21 protein-coding genes are annotated in these 15,596 nt (G+C 47.9%); 9 read left to right on the top strand and 12 right to left on the bottom strand.

The window, feature by feature from the left end; translation table 11 throughout:
• Positions 1-4: 4 nt before the first annotated feature.
• Genes ACXADP_RS16805 through pxpB form a run of 4 tightly spaced genes read right to left on the bottom strand, consistent with a single transcriptional unit; the run spans position 5 to position 3,716 of the window.
• Positions 5-1,195: an NRAMP family divalent metal transporter gene (locus ACXADP_RS16805; RefSeq protein ID WP_474967568.1), complete on the bottom strand. Its 1,191-nt coding sequence runs from the start codon at positions 1,193-1,195 to the stop codon at positions 5-7.
• 17 nt (positions 1,196-1,212) lie between these two features.
• The gene (locus ACXADP_RS16800; RefSeq protein ID WP_474967569.1) at positions 1,213-1,986 is read right to left on the bottom strand and encodes a LamB/YcsF family protein; all 774 of its coding nucleotides are present in this window, start codon (positions 1,984-1,986) and stop codon (positions 1,213-1,215) included.
• 12 nt (positions 1,987-1,998) lie between these two features.
• Complete coding sequence (locus ACXADP_RS16795; protein WP_474971960.1) at positions 1,999-3,000, bottom strand: 5-oxoprolinase subunit C family protein; 1,002 nt, start codon at positions 2,998-3,000, stop codon at positions 1,999-2,001.
• Positions 2,997-3,716, bottom strand: a complete 720-nt coding sequence (gene pxpB, locus ACXADP_RS16790) for a 5-oxoprolinase subunit PxpB (protein WP_474971959.1) — start codon at positions 3,714-3,716, stop codon at positions 2,997-2,999. The genes ACXADP_RS16795 and pxpB overlap by 4 nt, the downstream gene beginning before the upstream one ends.
• A gap of 171 nt (positions 3,717-3,887) precedes the next feature.
• Between pxpB and ACXADP_RS16785 the strand changes: the two genes are divergently transcribed.
• From ACXADP_RS16785 to ACXADP_RS16775, 3 genes are all read left to right on the top strand, one after another.
• Positions 3,888-4,346, top strand: a complete 459-nt coding sequence (locus ACXADP_RS16785; RefSeq protein WP_474971958.1) for a DUF2188 domain-containing protein — start codon at positions 3,888-3,890, stop codon at positions 4,344-4,346.
• A gap of 73 nt (positions 4,347-4,419) precedes the next feature.
• Complete coding sequence (locus ACXADP_RS16780) at positions 4,420-4,632, top strand: DUF2188 domain-containing protein (RefSeq protein WP_474967573.1); 213 nt, start codon at positions 4,420-4,422, stop codon at positions 4,630-4,632.
• 100 nt (positions 4,633-4,732) lie between these two features.
• Positions 4,733-4,927: a YwbE family protein gene (locus tag ACXADP_RS16775; RefSeq protein WP_474971957.1), complete on the top strand. Its 195-nt coding sequence runs from the start codon at positions 4,733-4,735 to the stop codon at positions 4,925-4,927.
• Positions 4,928-4,971: 44 nt separating this feature from the next.
• Here ACXADP_RS16775 and ACXADP_RS16770 read toward each other — a convergent pair whose 3' ends face one another.
• The 3 genes from ACXADP_RS16770 to ACXADP_RS16760 form a co-directional block, all read right to left on the bottom strand.
• Positions 4,972-5,367 carry a hypothetical protein gene (locus ACXADP_RS16770; protein WP_474971956.1) on the bottom strand — a complete coding sequence of 132 codons (396 nt, stop codon included), beginning with the start codon at positions 5,365-5,367 and terminating at the stop codon, positions 4,972-4,974.
• Between the two features lie 503 nt (positions 5,368-5,870).
• Positions 5,871-6,086, bottom strand: coding sequence for a hypothetical protein (locus ACXADP_RS16765; protein WP_474967578.1), 216 nt, complete (start codon positions 6,084-6,086; stop codon positions 5,871-5,873).
• A 266-nt stretch (positions 6,087-6,352) separates the two neighbouring features.
• The gene (locus ACXADP_RS16760; protein ID WP_474967579.1) at positions 6,353-6,988 is read right to left on the bottom strand and encodes a hypothetical protein; all 636 of its coding nucleotides are present in this window, start codon (positions 6,986-6,988) and stop codon (positions 6,353-6,355) included.
• Positions 6,989-7,172: 184 nt separating this feature from the next.
• Here ACXADP_RS16760 and ACXADP_RS16755 point away from each other — a divergent pair, with 184 nt between their 5' ends.
• Complete coding sequence (locus ACXADP_RS16755) at positions 7,173-7,748, top strand: M15 family metallopeptidase (protein WP_474967580.1); 576 nt, start codon at positions 7,173-7,175, stop codon at positions 7,746-7,748.
• A gap of 43 nt (positions 7,749-7,791) precedes the next feature.
• On the opposite strand, the gene ACXADP_RS16750 is transcribed toward ACXADP_RS16755, so the two are convergent.
• The 4 genes from ACXADP_RS16750 to mreBH all read right to left on the bottom strand — a co-directional run bounded on the left by ACXADP_RS16750 (position 7,792) and on the right by mreBH (position 10,922).
• On the bottom strand, positions 7,792-8,712 hold the full coding sequence (locus tag ACXADP_RS16750) for a ketopantoate reductase family protein (protein WP_474967581.1): 921 nt from the start codon (positions 8,710-8,712) through the stop codon (positions 7,792-7,794).
• A gap of 18 nt (positions 8,713-8,730) precedes the next feature.
• Complete coding sequence (locus ACXADP_RS16745) at positions 8,731-9,099, bottom strand: DUF1428 family protein (protein ID WP_206934166.1); 369 nt, start codon at positions 9,097-9,099, stop codon at positions 8,731-8,733.
• Positions 9,100-9,115: 16 nt separating this feature from the next.
• Positions 9,116-9,421 (bottom strand): hypothetical protein, encoded by a 306-nt coding sequence (locus ACXADP_RS16740; protein WP_474967582.1) that lies wholly within the window; start codon positions 9,419-9,421, stop codon positions 9,116-9,118.
• A 493-nt stretch (positions 9,422-9,914) separates the two neighbouring features.
• Positions 9,915-10,922: a rod-share determining protein MreBH gene (mreBH, locus tag ACXADP_RS16735; RefSeq protein ID WP_027956173.1), complete on the bottom strand. Its 1,008-nt coding sequence runs from the start codon at positions 10,920-10,922 to the stop codon at positions 9,915-9,917.
• Between the two features lie 160 nt (positions 10,923-11,082).
• On the opposite strand from mreBH, the gene ACXADP_RS16730 reads away from it, so the two are divergent.
• The 5 genes from ACXADP_RS16730 to ACXADP_RS16710 all read left to right on the top strand — a co-directional run bounded on the left by ACXADP_RS16730 (position 11,083) and on the right by ACXADP_RS16710 (position 14,055).
• Entirely contained in the window at positions 11,083-11,826 is a 744-nt protein-coding gene (locus ACXADP_RS16730; protein ID WP_474967583.1) for a YkgJ family cysteine cluster protein, read from the top strand.
• Positions 11,816-12,451, top strand: coding sequence for an MOSC domain-containing protein (locus tag ACXADP_RS16725; protein ID WP_474967584.1), 636 nt, complete (start codon positions 11,816-11,818; stop codon positions 12,449-12,451). Before ACXADP_RS16730 ends, ACXADP_RS16725 begins: the two co-directional genes overlap by 11 nt.
• 10 nt (positions 12,452-12,461) lie before the next feature.
• The gene (locus tag ACXADP_RS16720) at positions 12,462-12,929 is read left to right on the top strand and encodes a nucleoside deaminase (protein WP_474967585.1); all 468 of its coding nucleotides are present in this window, start codon (positions 12,462-12,464) and stop codon (positions 12,927-12,929) included.
• Positions 12,930-12,931: 2 nt separating this feature from the next.
• Positions 12,932-13,303, top strand: coding sequence for a DnaJ family domain-containing protein (locus ACXADP_RS16715; RefSeq protein ID WP_474967586.1), 372 nt, complete (start codon positions 12,932-12,934; stop codon positions 13,301-13,303).
• An 86-nt stretch (positions 13,304-13,389) separates the two neighbouring features.
• Positions 13,390-14,055 (top strand): SOS response-associated peptidase, encoded by a 666-nt coding sequence (locus tag ACXADP_RS16710; RefSeq protein WP_474967587.1) that lies wholly within the window; start codon positions 13,390-13,392, stop codon positions 14,053-14,055.
• 68 nt (positions 14,056-14,123) lie between these two features.
• On the opposite strand, the gene ACXADP_RS16705 is transcribed toward ACXADP_RS16710, so the two are convergent.
• Positions 14,124-15,515, bottom strand: a complete 1,392-nt coding sequence (locus tag ACXADP_RS16705; RefSeq protein WP_474967588.1) for an alanine/glycine:cation symporter family protein — start codon at positions 15,513-15,515, stop codon at positions 14,124-14,126.
• Between the last annotated feature and the right edge of the window lie 81 nt (positions 15,516-15,596).

Raw genomic sequence — 15,596 nt, 5'->3', positions numbered from 1 at the left:
CTATTTATTCAAAAAGCTGTGGAATACCTTGAATCAAGGATACACCGCCCATATAAGCCATTGCAATGACAATGAGGGCTCCGAAGATCGTAAGCCAGAGCGGATGTTTGTAATCGCCGACGATTTTTGTTTTATAGGCGGCCACAAGCATGACCCCGAGAGCAATCGGAAGGATCAGACCATTCAAAGACCCGACAAGAATCAGAACTTTGACAGGTTTCCCGATGGAAACAAAGACCGTGGTGGAAATGACAATAAACCCGACGATGAACCACTTGTGGTACTTCTCGATGGTTTTACTGAATGTACGGATGAAGGATACGGACGTATAAGCGGCACCGACTACTGATGTAACAGCGGCCGCCCACATGATAATTCCGAAAATCTTATATCCGACATTTCCTGCTGCGGCCTGGAATACAGAGGCCGGCGGGTTGGATGGATCGAGGGTGACACCGGAAGCGACCACTCCAAGAGAAGCGAGGAAAAGGAAAATCCTCATAACGGAAGCGATTCCGATCGCCGATACGGAGCTTTTCGTTACCTGCCCCAGAGATTCCTGTCCCTTTACACCGGCGTCAAGAAGGCGGTGGCCCCCTGCGAACGTGATATATCCACCGACGGTTCCACCGACAAGCGTGATAATCGCCAGGAAATCAATCGTATCCGGGGCGAATGTTTTGGCAGCCGCCTCCCCGATAGGCGGGTTGGCTGAGAACATAACAAAGATGGTAAGAGCGATCATGATAAAACCGGCAATTTGAGCGAACCGGTCCATCACCTTTCCAGCTTCCCGAACGAGGAAGACGGCGACGGCTACAATACCGCTGAACAGAGCACCCATCTCAGGGGAGATGCCGAAGAGGACATTGGTCCCCAGTCCGGCACCGGCAATGTTACCGATATTAAAAGCGAGACCTCCGGCTACAATGAGAATGGATAAGAAAACGCCGAGACCCGGCAGGAGGCTGTTCGCTATATCCTGTGCCGGTTTTTCCGAAACGGCGATGATCCGCCAGATGTTCAACTGCGCACCAATATCAATGATGATGGATATGAGGATGACAAAACCGAAACTCGCAGCAAGCTGTTCGGTAAAGTGTGTCGTTTGTGTTAGAAATCCCGGACCGATGGCGGAGGTCGCCATAAGGAAAGCGGCCCCTAAGAGGAGACTTCTGGTCGATTGTTGTTTCATGTTGTTCTCCTTTCTACTTATCGTGATAAGACCGATCCGATAGCTTCAAGCTGGATGCCTGATTCCTGGAAAGCCTCCCGTATGTATTTTGCGAAGTCAACAGCGCTTGCGCCGTCCCCGTGGATACAAATCGTTTCGGCATCGATATCGATATCGATATCTTGAAGCGTTGAGACTTTTCTTTCTTTGACCATACGAATCACCTGATTAACCGCTTCTTCATGATCGGTAATCAAGGCATTCGGTTCCCGGCGTGAAGTGAGAGAGCCATCCTCCTGATAGGTACGGTCGGAAAAGACTTCACTTGCTGTTTTCAACCCGGCAGCTTTACCTGCGTGGATTAATTCACTGCCGGCCAGCCCAAACAGGATGAGTGAAGCATCCACGTCATGAACTGCTTTGGCAACAGCGTCAGCCAGCGGGCGGTTTTTAGCGGCCATGTTGAAAAGGGCGCCGTGTGGTTTGACATGCTGGAGCTGCCCGCCTTCCGCCTGGACAAACCCTTGAAGCGCACCGACCTGGTAAACGACCATATCATACGCTTCCTCTGGTGAAATCTCCATTGGTCGGCGGCCGAAACCAGCCAGATCCGGAAGGCCCGGGTGTGCACCGATTCCTACACCATACTGGATGGCCATGCGTACGGTTTTCTTCATAATGGATGGATCACCAGCGTGATAGCCGCAGGCGATATTCACGGAAGTCACATAGTTCATCATTTCTTCGTCCCGTCCGATTGTGTAGGACCCAAAGCTTTCTCCCATATCACAGTTCAAATCAACAACGTACATGCGTATTCCCCCTTATTTTAATTTCATTTCAATGCCCCGCGCTAACAGCTTAATATCCTTCTCCTGCTGCAGATACAAGCGCTGAGCTTCCTCATGGGTGATCATCGTAAACGAAAAAGATTCTCCAGGACGCATCTGCGCCAGCCTTGGAAGGTCGACAGAAGCGACTTGAGCGATTTTTGGGTAGCCGCCGGTCGTCTGACGGTCTGCGAGAAGAATAATCGGGTTTCCCTCGGCCGGAACCTGAATCGTCCCGAAGGTTACAGCCTCTGAGAGAAGGTCACGTTCTTCCACGGCTGATAACCGGCATCCGGTCAACCGATAGCCCATCCGGTCCGATTTGGAGTCAATGTTGAATGTCTCACTCGTCAAGCGGCCCCGGCTTTCTTCATCAAACCAATCATATTCCCGCCCCGGCATAATCCGGATTGGATCCTTTGTATATCCATTGTGGTTGAAGTCATGTCCGACGTACCAGGAAGCCTCGTGGAAGCTGGAGTCGCCGGCGTCTGATTTCAGCTGCTCCATCACACGCTTGGAGAAGGGAGAAAAAGGAGAAGGTTCAAGAACATCCCCTTTCTCGAGCGGTCGTCCTTGATGTCCGCCGATGCCGGCGCGGATGTAAGTCGACGCGCTGTTCATTGTAATAGGGATATCAAATCCGCCTGCCACAGCCAAATAGGCACGAAATCCGGTCTTTGGTTTTCCAAAACGAAGTTCACTGCCTTGTTTTATGTAAAGAGGTTTCCATGTCCCTACACGTTCTCCGTTAATCATTGGAGTCAGATCGCCGCCGCAGATGGACAGGCAGACGTCCTGCTGGAATTCCAGTACAGGACCCATTAACGTAACTTCAAGAACAGGGGCGTGCTGTTCATTGCCGACCAGAAGATTGGCAATCCGGTAAGCTTCCTGATCCATCACTCCACTGGCAATGACGCCGTGCTTTTGATGTCCGTACCTGCCAAAGTCCTGAATAGTCGTAAGGAGTCCGGGTTTCAATACATGTATCATTCTCCGCCCTCCTTCAGGTTTTCATACTCTTTTTGGGTAATCCTTTTAAATTGAATCCGGTCTCCAGCCTGTAGAAGAGTGGGAGATTCTTCGTTTGATGGATCAAACATTTTCGATGGTGTTCGACCGATCAACTGCCATCCTCCGGGTGTTTCCAAAGGGTAGACGCCTGTCTGGGCGCCGGCAATCCCGACCGTACCGGATGGGATCTTCAAACGAGGATCTTTCCTCCTGGGTGTTGCAATGGCTGGGTCCATACCGCCGATATAGGGGAAACCGGGTGCAAAACCGATCATATAAACCAAGTAGTCTCCGTTCATATGTCTTTCAATGACTTCTTCTTCTGTCAACCCATTCTTCTCAGCCACATAAGCCAGATCCGGACCGAGCTCTCCACCGTAACAGACAGGGATTTCAACCGTCCGGGCCGACCCGGATGCCTTGATTGTTAAAGTGGACAAAAATTGAGACACCTGATGGTGAACCCAATCGTAGGGGAGCTGGTTCTGTGAGGTTTTATGATTGGCTATGTAAAGAGGATCATAAAAAAGTGTCACCGTCGTAAAAGCGGGAATGTACTCGATCATCCATTCCGGCTGCCATTCGTCGAGGCTGCTTGCTGCCGCCTGCACAGTCTGATTGATTTCTTCACTGATTTCGTTTCCGAATTCAATCAAAACCGCCTGATCACCTAAGGGATGCAGGGACCAATCCATACAATAACCTCCTTTATTCCTTGAGTTTTGTCGTAAGGCTGAAAAAATCCTTACCTCTTATCGTAGCCTATTTTAAGGCCGCTTTCAATTTAAGAATCCATTACAGCAAAGGGTTAAAGGATAGGGGTGGAAGGGAATAAAGGAATAAACAAGGAAATGGAGGGATCAAGGATGCCGTGGGATAACGACGATTATCCAAGTTCATTGAAGAATTTGGATACAACGGTCCGGAAAAAGGCCATAGATATCGCCAATGCTATGCTGGACGAAGGGTATGAGGAAGGAAGAGCCCTTCCGATTGCCATTGAACAGGCGAAGGAATGGAGCAGTCATGCGGACGAGGAAGAACGGAAAGAAGTAAAGCAGATGAGTGACAAGGCACTGAGGAGCAGAGAAAAGGGAGAGGATGGAGAGTCGCAAGCGCGTCCGGAATTGATGGACAAAGGCGAACATGTCCTTTCTCACAAGCAGGGCTGGGCTGTCAAAGCGGAGGATGCAGAAAAGCCGTCCAATGTTTATGAAACCAAACAAGAAGCAGTCAACCGGGCAGAAGAAATCGCTGAAAATAAAGGGACGCAGGTGATTATTCATAAGAAGGACGGGACCATTCAGAGGAAACAATCTTTTTAAAATGGAATTTTATGTTTAAAATGGGTGGAAACAGGATATTGTTTTTATACATTAGTTAAAGGAGGAATTCATTGTGGCTGAATCTAAGAACCAGGCAGAACACGTTGTTCCTCATGAGGACGGCTGGGCTGTCAAAGCAGAAGGAGCCGAACAACCGACGAAAATCTACGAGAACAAGCAGGATGCGATCGATCGTGCGAAGGAGATTGCCCAGAACAAAGGGACGTCGGCCATCATTCATACGGAAAAAGGGACCATTCAGAATCAATTCAATTATTCCAGCTGATCAGTGAAAAGCACCCGGATCCGGGTGCTTTTGCTATGTTTTCTTTCCAAGGCCTGTGGTAAGATAAATGGATAATGGTCAGATGGAAGGAAGGATTTCGATGAGTGGAGAAAAACGCAGTGATATCCAGACTGGAGCAGAAGTGGATATCGTTTTGAAACAGGATCAGCGGACAGGAAAGCTGACAAGAGGGAAAGTGAAGGACATTCTTACTAAATCTCCGTCTCATCCGCACGGCATTAAAGTGCGTCTGCAGGATGGACAGGTTGGAAGAGTCAAGCATATTCACGAATAAAAGGCTGACAAGCCAAAAGGTGCCGTCTAAAGACGGCACCTTTTTTATGGATTTGCCAATGCAGAATAATATCGATAAGGCATTTCTATGGTGAAAAAAGCCCCGTCATCATCTTCTTCGGCATGAGCGATTGTATATTCGGTTCCGAAAATTTGTTCCATCGCATAGTCCCCGTTAACAAAAGGCTCACGATCAATGGAGAAACCGGATTGTAAGACTTTATGCCGGTCTTCTTCTGTAAAGCGGCTGATTTCCGTCAATTGGATCATGGGACGAATTAAAGAAGATGCGCCGGGATTTTCTACAATCTCGTAGCTCACTTCCACCTGCACAACGTGCCGTGCTTCACCGAGCATTTCCAAAACGATCGATTTAAATTCTGTAACATCCATAAAGAAGCGTACTTCTTCAGGCTCTATACGGCTTAAGTAATCGGTCATCATCAAAACTCCTTCCCTCTATGGCTATATTACCATGAGAGAAAAGGATTAAACGTCACTCCTATGGAAAAAGCGCACCGGGGAATACCCTCGGTGCGCTTTTGTACTTTCGGAAAATATCTGAAGTTTTTCACCTTGTGTTAGATAAACAAGTCTTCGTGGATAGATTGATCCACGGTATTGCCGCGGTTGTTTAATTCTACATGGTAGTTTTTAAGCAACTTAAACGACGCAATCCCTACCTCTATTGCATCCTTACAGCTCCGAAGCTGATCCAGTGTGATTAAGTCGTATCAAAACGTAGCAGAATGCCAGTCTCATACAAATCACTCTTTCTTTTTCCGAATTGCTCTTTAACGAGCATCAATACCTAGTATAGATTAGAAGTTAATGTATGTCAAATATCGTTTTGAGTATCGTCTACCATGATGTTTAATTGATTTACGATTGAACGGCGGCGTCGGTACATAGATAAGCTTTCCCCAGCTTATTGAAAAATAAACCTAGTCCTTCTGATCAGGCTTCATGTCCTCATCAAATTCTTCTTCCGTAAGTGAATCGTTCTTGGTTTTTTTGTGTTTCTTTTCGTCGTGAGCGAGTTTTTGACGCATTTCTTCGTCGGGGACATTATCCAGCAATTTTTCTTTCTCCAGCTTTTCCTTGAAGCTTTGATCATCCTCTGCCAGACGGTTGTTCTGTTTTTTGTTCTTTTCAGCCATACAGCTGTCCACCTCCATCGATGATTGTATTCTGCTTATCTATTCCTTTTTCTACCATTCCTTAAACGCCTATGACACACTGGACTCTTCAACTTGTAGATTTTCCGCTTTGAAGGACAAAAAGGGAAGCTCTCCTGTGAAATAGAAGACCTTCCCTTTTTAGATAGAGGTTTAATGAAGTTGTGCCTGTCCGACGCAAGCTGTTTATGTGGATCGTGCCATAGACGGCAAATGCCCGCGGACAGGAACGAGCGGGTGCCCACGGTTTATTTGCTGGTGAACTTCTGTTTGATGTTTTGGATAAATGGAATCTGCATGATGTAATCGACAGCGGTGCTGATGATTAATCCGTGAATGATGACGCCGAGGATGGTGAAGATGACAATGATGATATGACCGGCAGCTGTCTCTGGTTCAAATCCGGATTTTCCGAAAAAAGTGAGGGAGAGGACAGCGCTCTGCATCGCATCTGCGTAGGTTTCCAGCTCCTGTTCGTACAAGTTTAGAGGGATAATCAGCAGGAAGATAAGAAGGAAGGTGATTCCAAGGACTCCTGAAAGATGCTGGCGCTTTAGAAAGCGGATAAAAGGCATGGTATAGTACTTTGTCATGGATTTCAGGCGGAGCAGGTGGAGAATCCGGGCGACCCGCGCCACTTGGAAGACTGCATCCAGAGGAACAGCCGCTATAACGATGAAGGGGTTTTTCTTGATGAACTCCCACTTCTTTTCACTGGTTATCAAACGATAAAGAAAGTCGAGGAAAAAAATCGACCACGTGGACCAGACTATGACACTGTTGTAGCCTGTCTGCTGCCATATGGTGGCAATGGACAGAGCGGCAAGGCCGACCATCAACAATTCATAGAGTGTGCGCTTTGGTTTTCTTAGTAGTCGTTTCATGTACATCCTTCTCCCGGCCTGTGTCGAATCTCCTGTTATTATATCATTGCTCCTCATAAATTCGAAAAGAGTTTTTCCTGTCTTCGTCTGCTTTGTTTATGCAAAACATTGGCAGAGTGTGATTCGTTTCGGTGGGGAAGGGTTTGTGGTATTCTCTAGTTAAAGAGAAAGAGGAGAGACATGTGTGCGGATTCTAGTAAACTTTCTGAAGTTCCTTATTGGGATCATCGGAATCGGTCTATTGTTCTTTTATGTGATTCCATATATTGAAAATGAAGCGGGGCCTTCCTTTTTGAAGAAAGAGGATGTGCCAATTCCTGACACCCTTCATCCTGCTGTTCAGGAGAATAAAGGGAAACTTGTCAACCATGCCGAAGAGAAAGGGATTGCTGTCGTCATTACAGATGGTCACCGCTCAGTCGGGGAGCAGGATGCTCTCTATGAGCAGGGAAGGTCCGAAGATGGCAGAATTGTAACCTATGCAGAAGGCGGGGAATCTTATCATAATTACGGTCTTGCCATCGACTTTGCCATTGAAACGAAAGACGGGCGTGTCGTCTGGGATATGAATTATGACGGAAATGACAACGGGGAATCGGATTGGATGGAAGTTGTAGATATAGCTAAGGATCTTGGATTCACGTGGGGAGGGGACTGGGAAAACTTCAAGGATTATCCTCACCTGCAGATGGATTTTGGGTTGTCCATCCGGGAGCTTCAGTACGGCAAGCGTCCGGAAGTCCAAGATTATGCGAAATAAAATACCGCAGCAGGCACCTGGCAGGTGTCCGCTGCGGTATTTGTTATTGCTGGAACGTTTCATAGGGTTTGATCATTCCGAAAACCGTTTCGATGCAGGGGAGGGACAGATTGACTTCACTGCCGAGACGCAGTGCGCCTCCGTGCAGGTGCTCTACTTCCAAAGGCAGGCCTTTCCTGCGGTCCTGGTGCATGGAAGACGTCATATCTTCTCCAAGGCTGCGCAGTTTTTCGAAGCCATTTTGAACGTGTTCCTCTGTCAGGTTAATTTTATGGGCATTTGCCAGTTCTTTCATCTCTGAAAGCATACGCTCGGCAATACGCAGGGTTTGTGGAAAGCTGCGGACAACACCGATGGGTTGATTGACAGCCGTTGTAATTCCTGAAAAAGCTGTAATGAACATGTACTTTTTCCACATATCCTCAAGGATGTTCGGACTTAATGTCCCGGTCATATTTGCCTGATTGCAGGCAAGAGCCAGCTCTTCACAGACGGCCTGCTGGGATGGATGAAGAGGACCGAATACTAAATCATGGAATTCACTTGTATGGACGACATGTCCGGCATCATCCAGGGTGGCTATGATATAAGAAAGCCCGCCGAGGACTGCTTCTTCCCCCAGCTCTTTCTGGAGGATGCTGATGTGTTCCATACCATTGAGGACTGGAAATACTTTGGCTCCTTTTTGGACAAGGGCCTTCAGCCAGTCCATCGTCCCGTGGAGGTGATATCCTTTAACCGCAAGAAACACCAAATCAGGCTCGTGGATTTCCTCTGGACTTCTGGCGATGATGGGAGTGTCCGACTCATAGCTGCCCATTTCGCTATGTATTTGCAAACCATTCTTCTCCAGCTGTTCTGCACGGCCTTCCCGGACGAGGTTGATCACTTCATGACCAGCTTCCTCCCAGCGCGCCCCAAAATAGGCGCCGAGAGCACCTGCACCTAATACAACGATTCTCATCGATCTGCACCTCCGTGATTAATTGGTTTCTGCAACGCGTTCTGTTGTAAAGCTTGATGTAACGACACGGTTCATTTCTACAATATCCTTGATGTTCCCATCCAGATAGTGGATCATATCATCAAAACCGACTTCTTTCATAACATTATGATAGTGCTCTTCACTTTCAAAAACCGATTGGCCGAGGAATAGTTCCTCATTCTCTTCCATTTCCACCAGGTTCAGCAGCCCCATGGAACCTTGTCGTCCTGTTAACTCGCGGGCAAAATAAATGTTGTGCTCAAGGGTCCCGTGATTTTCAAGGATTTCTCCAGACTTTTTGGTGATTTTCAAAAACTTGTCTATATTTCGCTGTTCGACTCTGAAAAAACAAATAATAGTAAACATTGAATGCCCCCTTTAGTTATGCTTTTTTATCTAAACTGGTCGCTCGTCCGGCGTCTATTAATAGGAAAATGGCGGTAACGGAGTGCAGGATCCAGCCGAGAACAGGAATCCACGCAAGGGCACTTGTGATTAACCCGAGTACACTGCCTGCATAAGTCCGATTGTCCCGTACGGCAAAGATCAGAGTAATCAAGTGCGCCACAAACATAAAGAGAAGGGCGTTCCATCCGCTTCCGACTACAAATAATCCCCCGATGAATGGAATAGCAAGAAGTGCCTCACATCCTCCGGTCACCCATTTTAATATTGTTGATAGTTTCATTCGTTAGTCTCCTTTTCACATGTTCTATCCACTTTTTTAACCTTATAGGAAATTTTAAAACCTTTCAATTCATGGAAAGTGAAAAGTAACGGATATTCCTTACTGCCTTATTTCGACATGAACGGGGGAGAGTCCTTTAATTACGCGGATAAAAACCAAGCCTCCCGGGGTTTGATCGGAAGGCTTGGCAGGTTCCCGCTCTCGGGATATAGGGTTTTGAATGGGATGGCTCCGCATTTCTGCGATGTCCAGCTTTGCCACCCAGACTCTCGTGACATAAGTCAATCCCTTACGTGAAGAAAGATCACTTCACTGCAGGGCTTGTCTTATGCATGTCGAGTCTATCGGGGTGGCGCCGCATTTCTGCGATGTCCAGCTGCAGTGCCCAGTCCCTCGAGGTCATAAGTCAATCACCTCCGTGGAGGAAGATCACTCCACTGCGCTGCTTGTCTTATGCTTGTCGGGACTACCAGGGCACTTCCGCATTTCTGAATTACTTACTGGCTTTTTGTAGTTTCTGGATCATTTTGAGGGAGCGGCCGGTTCCGATGGCTACGGATTCGAGCGGGCTTGGGGCCATGTGTACGGGAACGGAAATTTCGTTGGACAGCCATTCCTGCATGCCGTTCAGGAGCGATCCGCCTCCTGTAAGGATGACACCGTGATCGACAATGTCGCCGCTCAATTCCGGCGGACATTCTTCGAGGGTGGCGCGGATGGTTTCCAGAAGCTGATCGAGCGATTCTTTCAGAGCCTGCTGGATTTCCGTTGATTTCAATTCGATGGTTTTCGGCAGCCCTGTGACCATGTCGCGGCCGCGGACTTCCATCGTTTCTTCCGGATGATCGATCAAGGCATAGCCGATTTCCATTTTAATCTGTTCTGCGGTCCGTTCACCGATCAGGACATTGTAGGCTTTGCGTACGTATTGGATGATTTCCTCATCCATCACATCTCCACCTGTACGGATGGATTTGCAGGAAACGACGCCGCCGAAGGAAATAATCGCAACCTCACTCGTTCCACCGCCAATGTCGACGACAACGTTTGCAATCGGTTCATCTACGGGCAGGTCCGCGCCAATCGCTGCGGCAATCGGCTCTTCGATCAGGTGCACATGCTTGGCGCCGTAGCTTTTGACAGCATTGTGAATGGCACGGCGTTCCACAGACGTGGATCCGGATGGCGTACAGATAACGACTGTTGGTTTGCGCATAGATATTCCTGATTTTTTGGAAACTTTTTTCAACAGCTCTTTCAACATTTGTGCCGTCATGTCATAGTCGGCAATAACACCGTCGCGAAGCGGGCGGACAGGAATGATGTTCCGAGGGGTCTTTCCTACCATTTCTTTCGCTTCTTTTCCGACAGCAACAACGTTCTTGGTTTCAGTATTGTAAGCAACGACAGATGGCTCGTTCAGCAGAATTCCTTTAGACTTGGAATAGATAAGTATGTTTGCAGTACCGAGGTCGATACCGATTTCAGCATTTGATAACATTTAGACGTACCTCCAAAGATGACAGATTCTCTTATATGTCTTCTCATATCATAGGAGTTTTATGGGGGTTGAACAACAGGAAATTCGTGGACTCTGCTTATAGTAGGAAAGTCTCTGTGACATGTATAATAAGACTATGGATAGATAGAGGAGTTTGAAAATGAGATTTTTGAAACATGAAGATATTATTAAAAAGTCAGAGCGTATCAACCAATCGTACGAAGTGGACCCGGGATTTTTTGACCAGATTGTAGATGATCTGCTTGATAGTGAAAAAGAGACAGAGGCTGTGATTATCGAAGGATTTGAACGGCTTTTATCTGAAGTGGACCATGAAATTGAGCGTATGGAGGATTTCGCTTCGATGAAACCGAATTGTTTTATGGGGTGTGCGTTCTGCTGTTATTTTCCAATTGTCCTGACGAAATTGGAAGCGAAGCTGCTTTTCCGGTCCATTGAGCAGTTTTCTGCTGAGCGCAGACAAAGGATATTTGACCATTGGGAGAGTTACTTCCCTGCCCAGGAGAAAAAGCTTCAGGAAGCCCTCGCTATGGATTATGAAGACCCGGATACGAAACTGGCCTACAAGCGTTTGAATCTGCCTTGTCCGATGCTTGATCCGGAAACCCAGCTTTGTATGGCTTATGAAGTACGTCCGATTCCGTGCCGTACGTACTTGAATTACAGCGACCCCCAGGTGTGCGCTGATCATGATATGCCGAAGGAGCCGTTCAGTTATGAGTTTTTGTATTCCTTTTATTTCACCAGTATGAATGAACTGATTCAGGCGCTCTATGAAAACGGTGAGGATGTGTTTGTTGATTACCCGATGGATGCGTGGCAGTACGATTACCTGCCGGCGTGGATCCAAAAGTACAGGGAAGGGGAGTTTTATGAAGTATAAGCTCTTATCTTTAAATGTCGGCCGGCCGGAAACGTATGAGACGAATAAAGGTGAATTAGAGAGTGCGTATCGAAAAAAGCCGGTATCCACACCAGCTTTTTTATCGTATTGGAACTTTGAAGGGGACGAGCAGGCTGATAAAAAGAACCATGGAGGGAGAGATAAGGCGGTCTGTCTTTATCCCGCCCAGCATTACAGACATTGGGAAGAGCACTATGGTCAGTCGTTTGCTTTCCCTTCTTTTGGTGAAAATATAACCGTGGAAGGCGTGTCGGAGGAAGAGGTTCATATTGGAGACATCTTCCAGATGGGGGAAGCTCTTCTTCAAATCTCTGAGCCGCGCAAACCTTGTTATATCATCGCCCGTACCCATGGAATTGATGATTTCCCCGCCCAGGTCATGAAAGAAGGGTTTACCGGCTTTTACTTGAGGGTGTTAAAAGAAGGAACCGTGCAGGCCGGGGATTACCTCAGCCTTGTTGAAGCTCATCCTGCCGGGGTGACGGTGGATGATGTGAATCAGCTTCGCTACCACGACAGGGATAATAAAGAGCTTCTAGAAAAGGTCATCCATCTTGAACCTCTTGCAGAAGGGTTGAAAGAGTCTGTGAAAAAACGTCTTTAGGAGGAACGCTATGAATTCATTTTCCAAACGTGCACTGGAACTCGCCTGTGAAAATGTAGAAGCGGGCGGTCATCCCTTTGGAGCTGTTCTGGTTTCTGCCGGGGAGGTAATAGCCGAAGGGGGCAATGAACTACACAAACATCCTGATGTGAGCGGCCATGCTGAAATGCTGGCGATAAGACGGGCCCAGCAGCAAAGAGGTTCGGTCGATTTAAGTGATTGTGTCCTTTATGCCAGTGGTGAACCTTGTTCGATGTGTCTGACGGCCATTTATTTTTCCGGTATTCAGACGGTCGTCTATTCTCAATCTGTGGAAGAAGCGGCAGAGGCTGGTCTTTCTCTTTCTGGTGAAGTCTATGCCCAGATCGCCCAGCCGAAGGAATCGAGGAGGATCACCTATGCATACGAGCCGGTAGAAGACCAGGAGATGAATGCGATGCGGCTGTATGCGGAAAAATCAGTGGAACAGGGGCGTTGACGGTGGATTATGCACATCTTGTTGAAGAGAAAATCAAGCAGGCCTTGAAAGATGGGGATTTCGATCATCTGCCCGGTCACGGGAAACCCCTTCCCAAAGACGAATTCGCACACCTCCCGGAGGAAGTAAGGAACAGCTATCGGATCTTGAAAAATGCCAACATGCTGCCGGAGGAAATGGTGCTCAAAAAGGAAATCAGTGAGCTTGAGGATATTCTCGCGGAAATCAAAGACCCTCAGTTATCGGCGCACTACAAAAAGAAGATCACTGAAAAGCAGATCCGGTTCGACATTCTCATGGAAAAGCGAAAATGGAGTGAATCCTCCGCTTTTCAGAAGTATCAACGGAAAATCGACAATAAATTCGGATTTTAATTCAATAGTTTTCCATGATGCAGCACGAACAGGCTGGGTATTGAAGGATCGGGAAACCTTTATACTGGAAAAAAGGAGGATGCCCGATGTGTGGAAGGTATACACTTTTAGCTGAAGAAGCGGAGGTCCTTAGAGAGTTCGGCATTTCCCAACCGATTCATGGTTATGAGCCAAGATACAATATCGCCCCAGGACAGCAGGTACTGGCTGTGATTCATGACGGCAGAGAAAAGCGGGCCGGTTTCATGAAGTGGGGGCTTGTTCCATCCTGGTCGAAAGACCCGAAAATCGGCTATAAGATGATCAATGCCAGAAGCGAAACCGCTCATGAGAAGCCGAGTTACCGGAAGCTGATGAGCAGGAAGCGATGCTTGATTATAGCGGACAGCTTTTATGAATGGAAAAAAACCGGGAGTGGGAAGCAGCCGCTTCGGATTCAACCAGAAGACAGGACGCTGTTTGCTTTTGCCGGCTTATGGGATCAATGGAAAGGCGGCGGTGACCCCCTCTATACGTGTACCATACTGACTCAGGAAGCAAATGAGGACGTGGCTCCTGTGCACGACCGCATGCCGGTCATTCTTCCACAGGACCAGCAGGACGGGTGGATTACACCTGTGCAGTGGGAGGCACATCAGGCGAAAGAATACCTGGATCAGCTTACGATGGATGATTTATCGATGTATGAAGTCAGTACACATGTGAATTCAGCCAAAAATGAAGACGAGGCGTGCATACGGCCGCTGACATAAAACAGCCCGAAGCAGGATCTGCTTCGGGCTTCAAGTTGTTGAGAAAGGGTGACTGTACGCAGACGGCATTATCCGACCTGGCGTTGTTCTTTCTCCTGCTGTTTTTCCTGTTTCGCTACTTTCAGGAACTTGTTCGTCTCGGCCGCTACGACCCCGGATAACAGGAGCAGGCCGATCAAGTTCGGGAAGGCCATTAATCCGTTCATTACATCAGCGAAGACCCATACGGTGCTCAGCTGAGAAACGGATCCCACGAGAACAAACGCTACAAATACAATTTTGTACAAACCGATGAAGCGCTGGTTTGTTAAATAACCGAAGCATTTTTCTCCGTAATAGGACCAGCCCACGATCGTGGAGAAAGCAAAGAAAATCAAACCGATGGTAACAACATAAGCCCCGAATTCACCCAGGAAAAGCTCAAAGGATGCAGAGGTCAGATCCGCGCCGTCAAGTCCGCCCTGGTACTGACCGGCCATGACGATGGTCAGCCCAGTCATTGTACAAACGATAATGGTGTCAATAAAGACCTGGGTCATTGATACGAGCGCCTGACGTCCGGCATAGTCGGTTCTTGCTGCAGCGGCTGCAATGGGTGCGGATCCAAGTCCGGCTTCATTGGAGAATACGCCCCGGGCAACCCCGTAACGGATCACGCTTCCGAGAATACCGCCGCCCACGGCGTTAGCTGTGAAGGCATCCGAGAAGATGGTCCCAAAGGCCGGCAGGATCAAATCGGCATTAAGCACAAGAATAATTAAGGCCCCAATTACATAAAAAACGGCCATAACTGGGACGAACAAGGCTGTGACACGACCAATACTCTTGATTCCCCCGAGGAGAACCAGTCCCGCGAGAAGCGTCAGTACAATTCCCGTCACCCATGGAGAGATGTTGAAGGTCCCCTCAACAACGTCTGAAACGGAGTTGGACTGCACCATATTTCCGATTCCAAATGCAGCGACGGCCCCGAAGAGGGCAAATAAAATGCCGAGCGGTTTTCCGAGCCATTTGGTTTTTAAGCCGCGGGACAGATAGTACATGGGGCCGCCGGACATCTGTCCGTCTTTTCCTTCAATTCGATATTTAACGGCAAGGACGGCTTCCGCGTATTTCGTCGCCATTCCGAAGACCGCTGTAATCCACATCCAGAAAACGGCTCCCGGTCCGCCAAGCACGACTGCTGTCGCCACCCCGGCGATGTTCCCGGTACCGATGGTTGCCGCAAGCGCGGTCGTCAAAGCCTGATAGTGGGAAATATCCCCTTTTTCACCCGGCTTTTTCTTTTTGTCCGGTTTAAAAGCGAGCCTCAGTGCATAAGGCAGTGTTTTAAACTGGAGAAAACCGAGTCGTAAAGTCAAATAAACCCCTGTACCTACCAGCAGAATCAGCAGGACGGGGCCCCAGACCAGACCACTCAGTTCACTTAAAAAACTATGAAGTGCACTCTGTTCTCCCATTGTCATCCCCCTTAAAGATAAAAAAAGATAAAAACATTCCATGTATAAAATATTCCGAAAATTCAGAGCGTCTGTCAACCT

This window comes from Halobacillus sp. AWH4_228 (assembly GCF_056158365.1).
The sequence above is the reverse complement of the archived record's forward strand: the minus strand, read 5'-3'. Positions and strand labels throughout refer to the sequence as shown.

Bases quoted from the DNA above. Each gene is read 5' to 3' on its own strand.
- ACXADP_RS16805 (WP_474967568.1), bottom strand. From the start codon at position 1,195: ATGAAACAACAATCGACCAGAAGTCTCCTCTTAGGGGCCGCTTTCCTT.
- ACXADP_RS16800 (WP_474967569.1), bottom strand. From the start codon at position 1,986: ATGTACGTTGTTGATTTGAACTGTGATATGGGAGAAAGCTTTGGGTCC.
- ACXADP_RS16795 (WP_474971960.1), bottom strand. From the start codon at position 3,000: ATGATACATGTATTGAAACCCGGACTCCTTACGACTATTCAGGACTTT.
- pxpB (WP_474971959.1), bottom strand. From the start codon at position 3,716: ATGGATTGGTCCCTGCATCCCTTAGGTGATCAGGCGGTTTTGATTGAA.
- ACXADP_RS16785 (WP_474971958.1), top strand. From the start codon at position 3,888: ATGCCGTGGGATAACGACGATTATCCAAGTTCATTGAAGAATTTGGAT.
- ACXADP_RS16775 (WP_474971957.1), top strand. From the start codon at position 4,733: ATGAGTGGAGAAAAACGCAGTGATATCCAGACTGGAGCAGAAGTGGAT.
- ACXADP_RS16770 (WP_474971956.1), bottom strand. From the start codon at position 5,367: ATGACCGATTACTTAAGCCGTATAGAGCCTGAAGAAGTACGCTTCTTT.
- ACXADP_RS16765 (WP_474967578.1), bottom strand. From the start codon at position 6,086: ATGGCTGAAAAGAACAAAAAACAGAACAACCGTCTGGCAGAGGATGAT.
- ACXADP_RS16760 (WP_474967579.1), bottom strand. From the start codon at position 6,988: ATGAAACGACTACTAAGAAAACCAAAGCGCACACTCTATGAATTGTTG.
- ACXADP_RS16750 (WP_474967581.1), bottom strand. From the start codon at position 8,712: ATGAGAATCGTTGTATTAGGTGCAGGTGCTCTCGGCGCCTATTTTGGG.
- ACXADP_RS16745 (WP_206934166.1), bottom strand. From the start codon at position 9,099: ATGTTTACTATTATTTGTTTTTTCAGAGTCGAACAGCGAAATATAGAC.
- ACXADP_RS16740 (WP_474967582.1), bottom strand. From the start codon at position 9,421: ATGAAACTATCAACAATATTAAAATGGGTGACCGGAGGATGTGAGGCA.
- mreBH (WP_027956173.1), bottom strand. From the start codon at position 10,922: ATGTTATCAAATGCTGAAATCGGTATCGACCTCGGTACTGCAAACATA.
- ACXADP_RS16730 (WP_474967583.1), top strand. From the start codon at position 11,083: ATGAGATTTTTGAAACATGAAGATATTATTAAAAAGTCAGAGCGTATC.
- ACXADP_RS16725 (WP_474967584.1), top strand. From the start codon at position 11,816: ATGAAGTATAAGCTCTTATCTTTAAATGTCGGCCGGCCGGAAACGTAT.
- ACXADP_RS16720 (WP_474967585.1), top strand. From the start codon at position 12,462: ATGAATTCATTTTCCAAACGTGCACTGGAACTCGCCTGTGAAAATGTA.
- ACXADP_RS16710 (WP_474967587.1), top strand. From the start codon at position 13,390: ATGTGTGGAAGGTATACACTTTTAGCTGAAGAAGCGGAGGTCCTTAGA.
- ACXADP_RS16705 (WP_474967588.1), bottom strand. From the start codon at position 15,515: ATGGGAGAACAGAGTGCACTTCATAGTTTTTTAAGTGAACTGAGTGGT.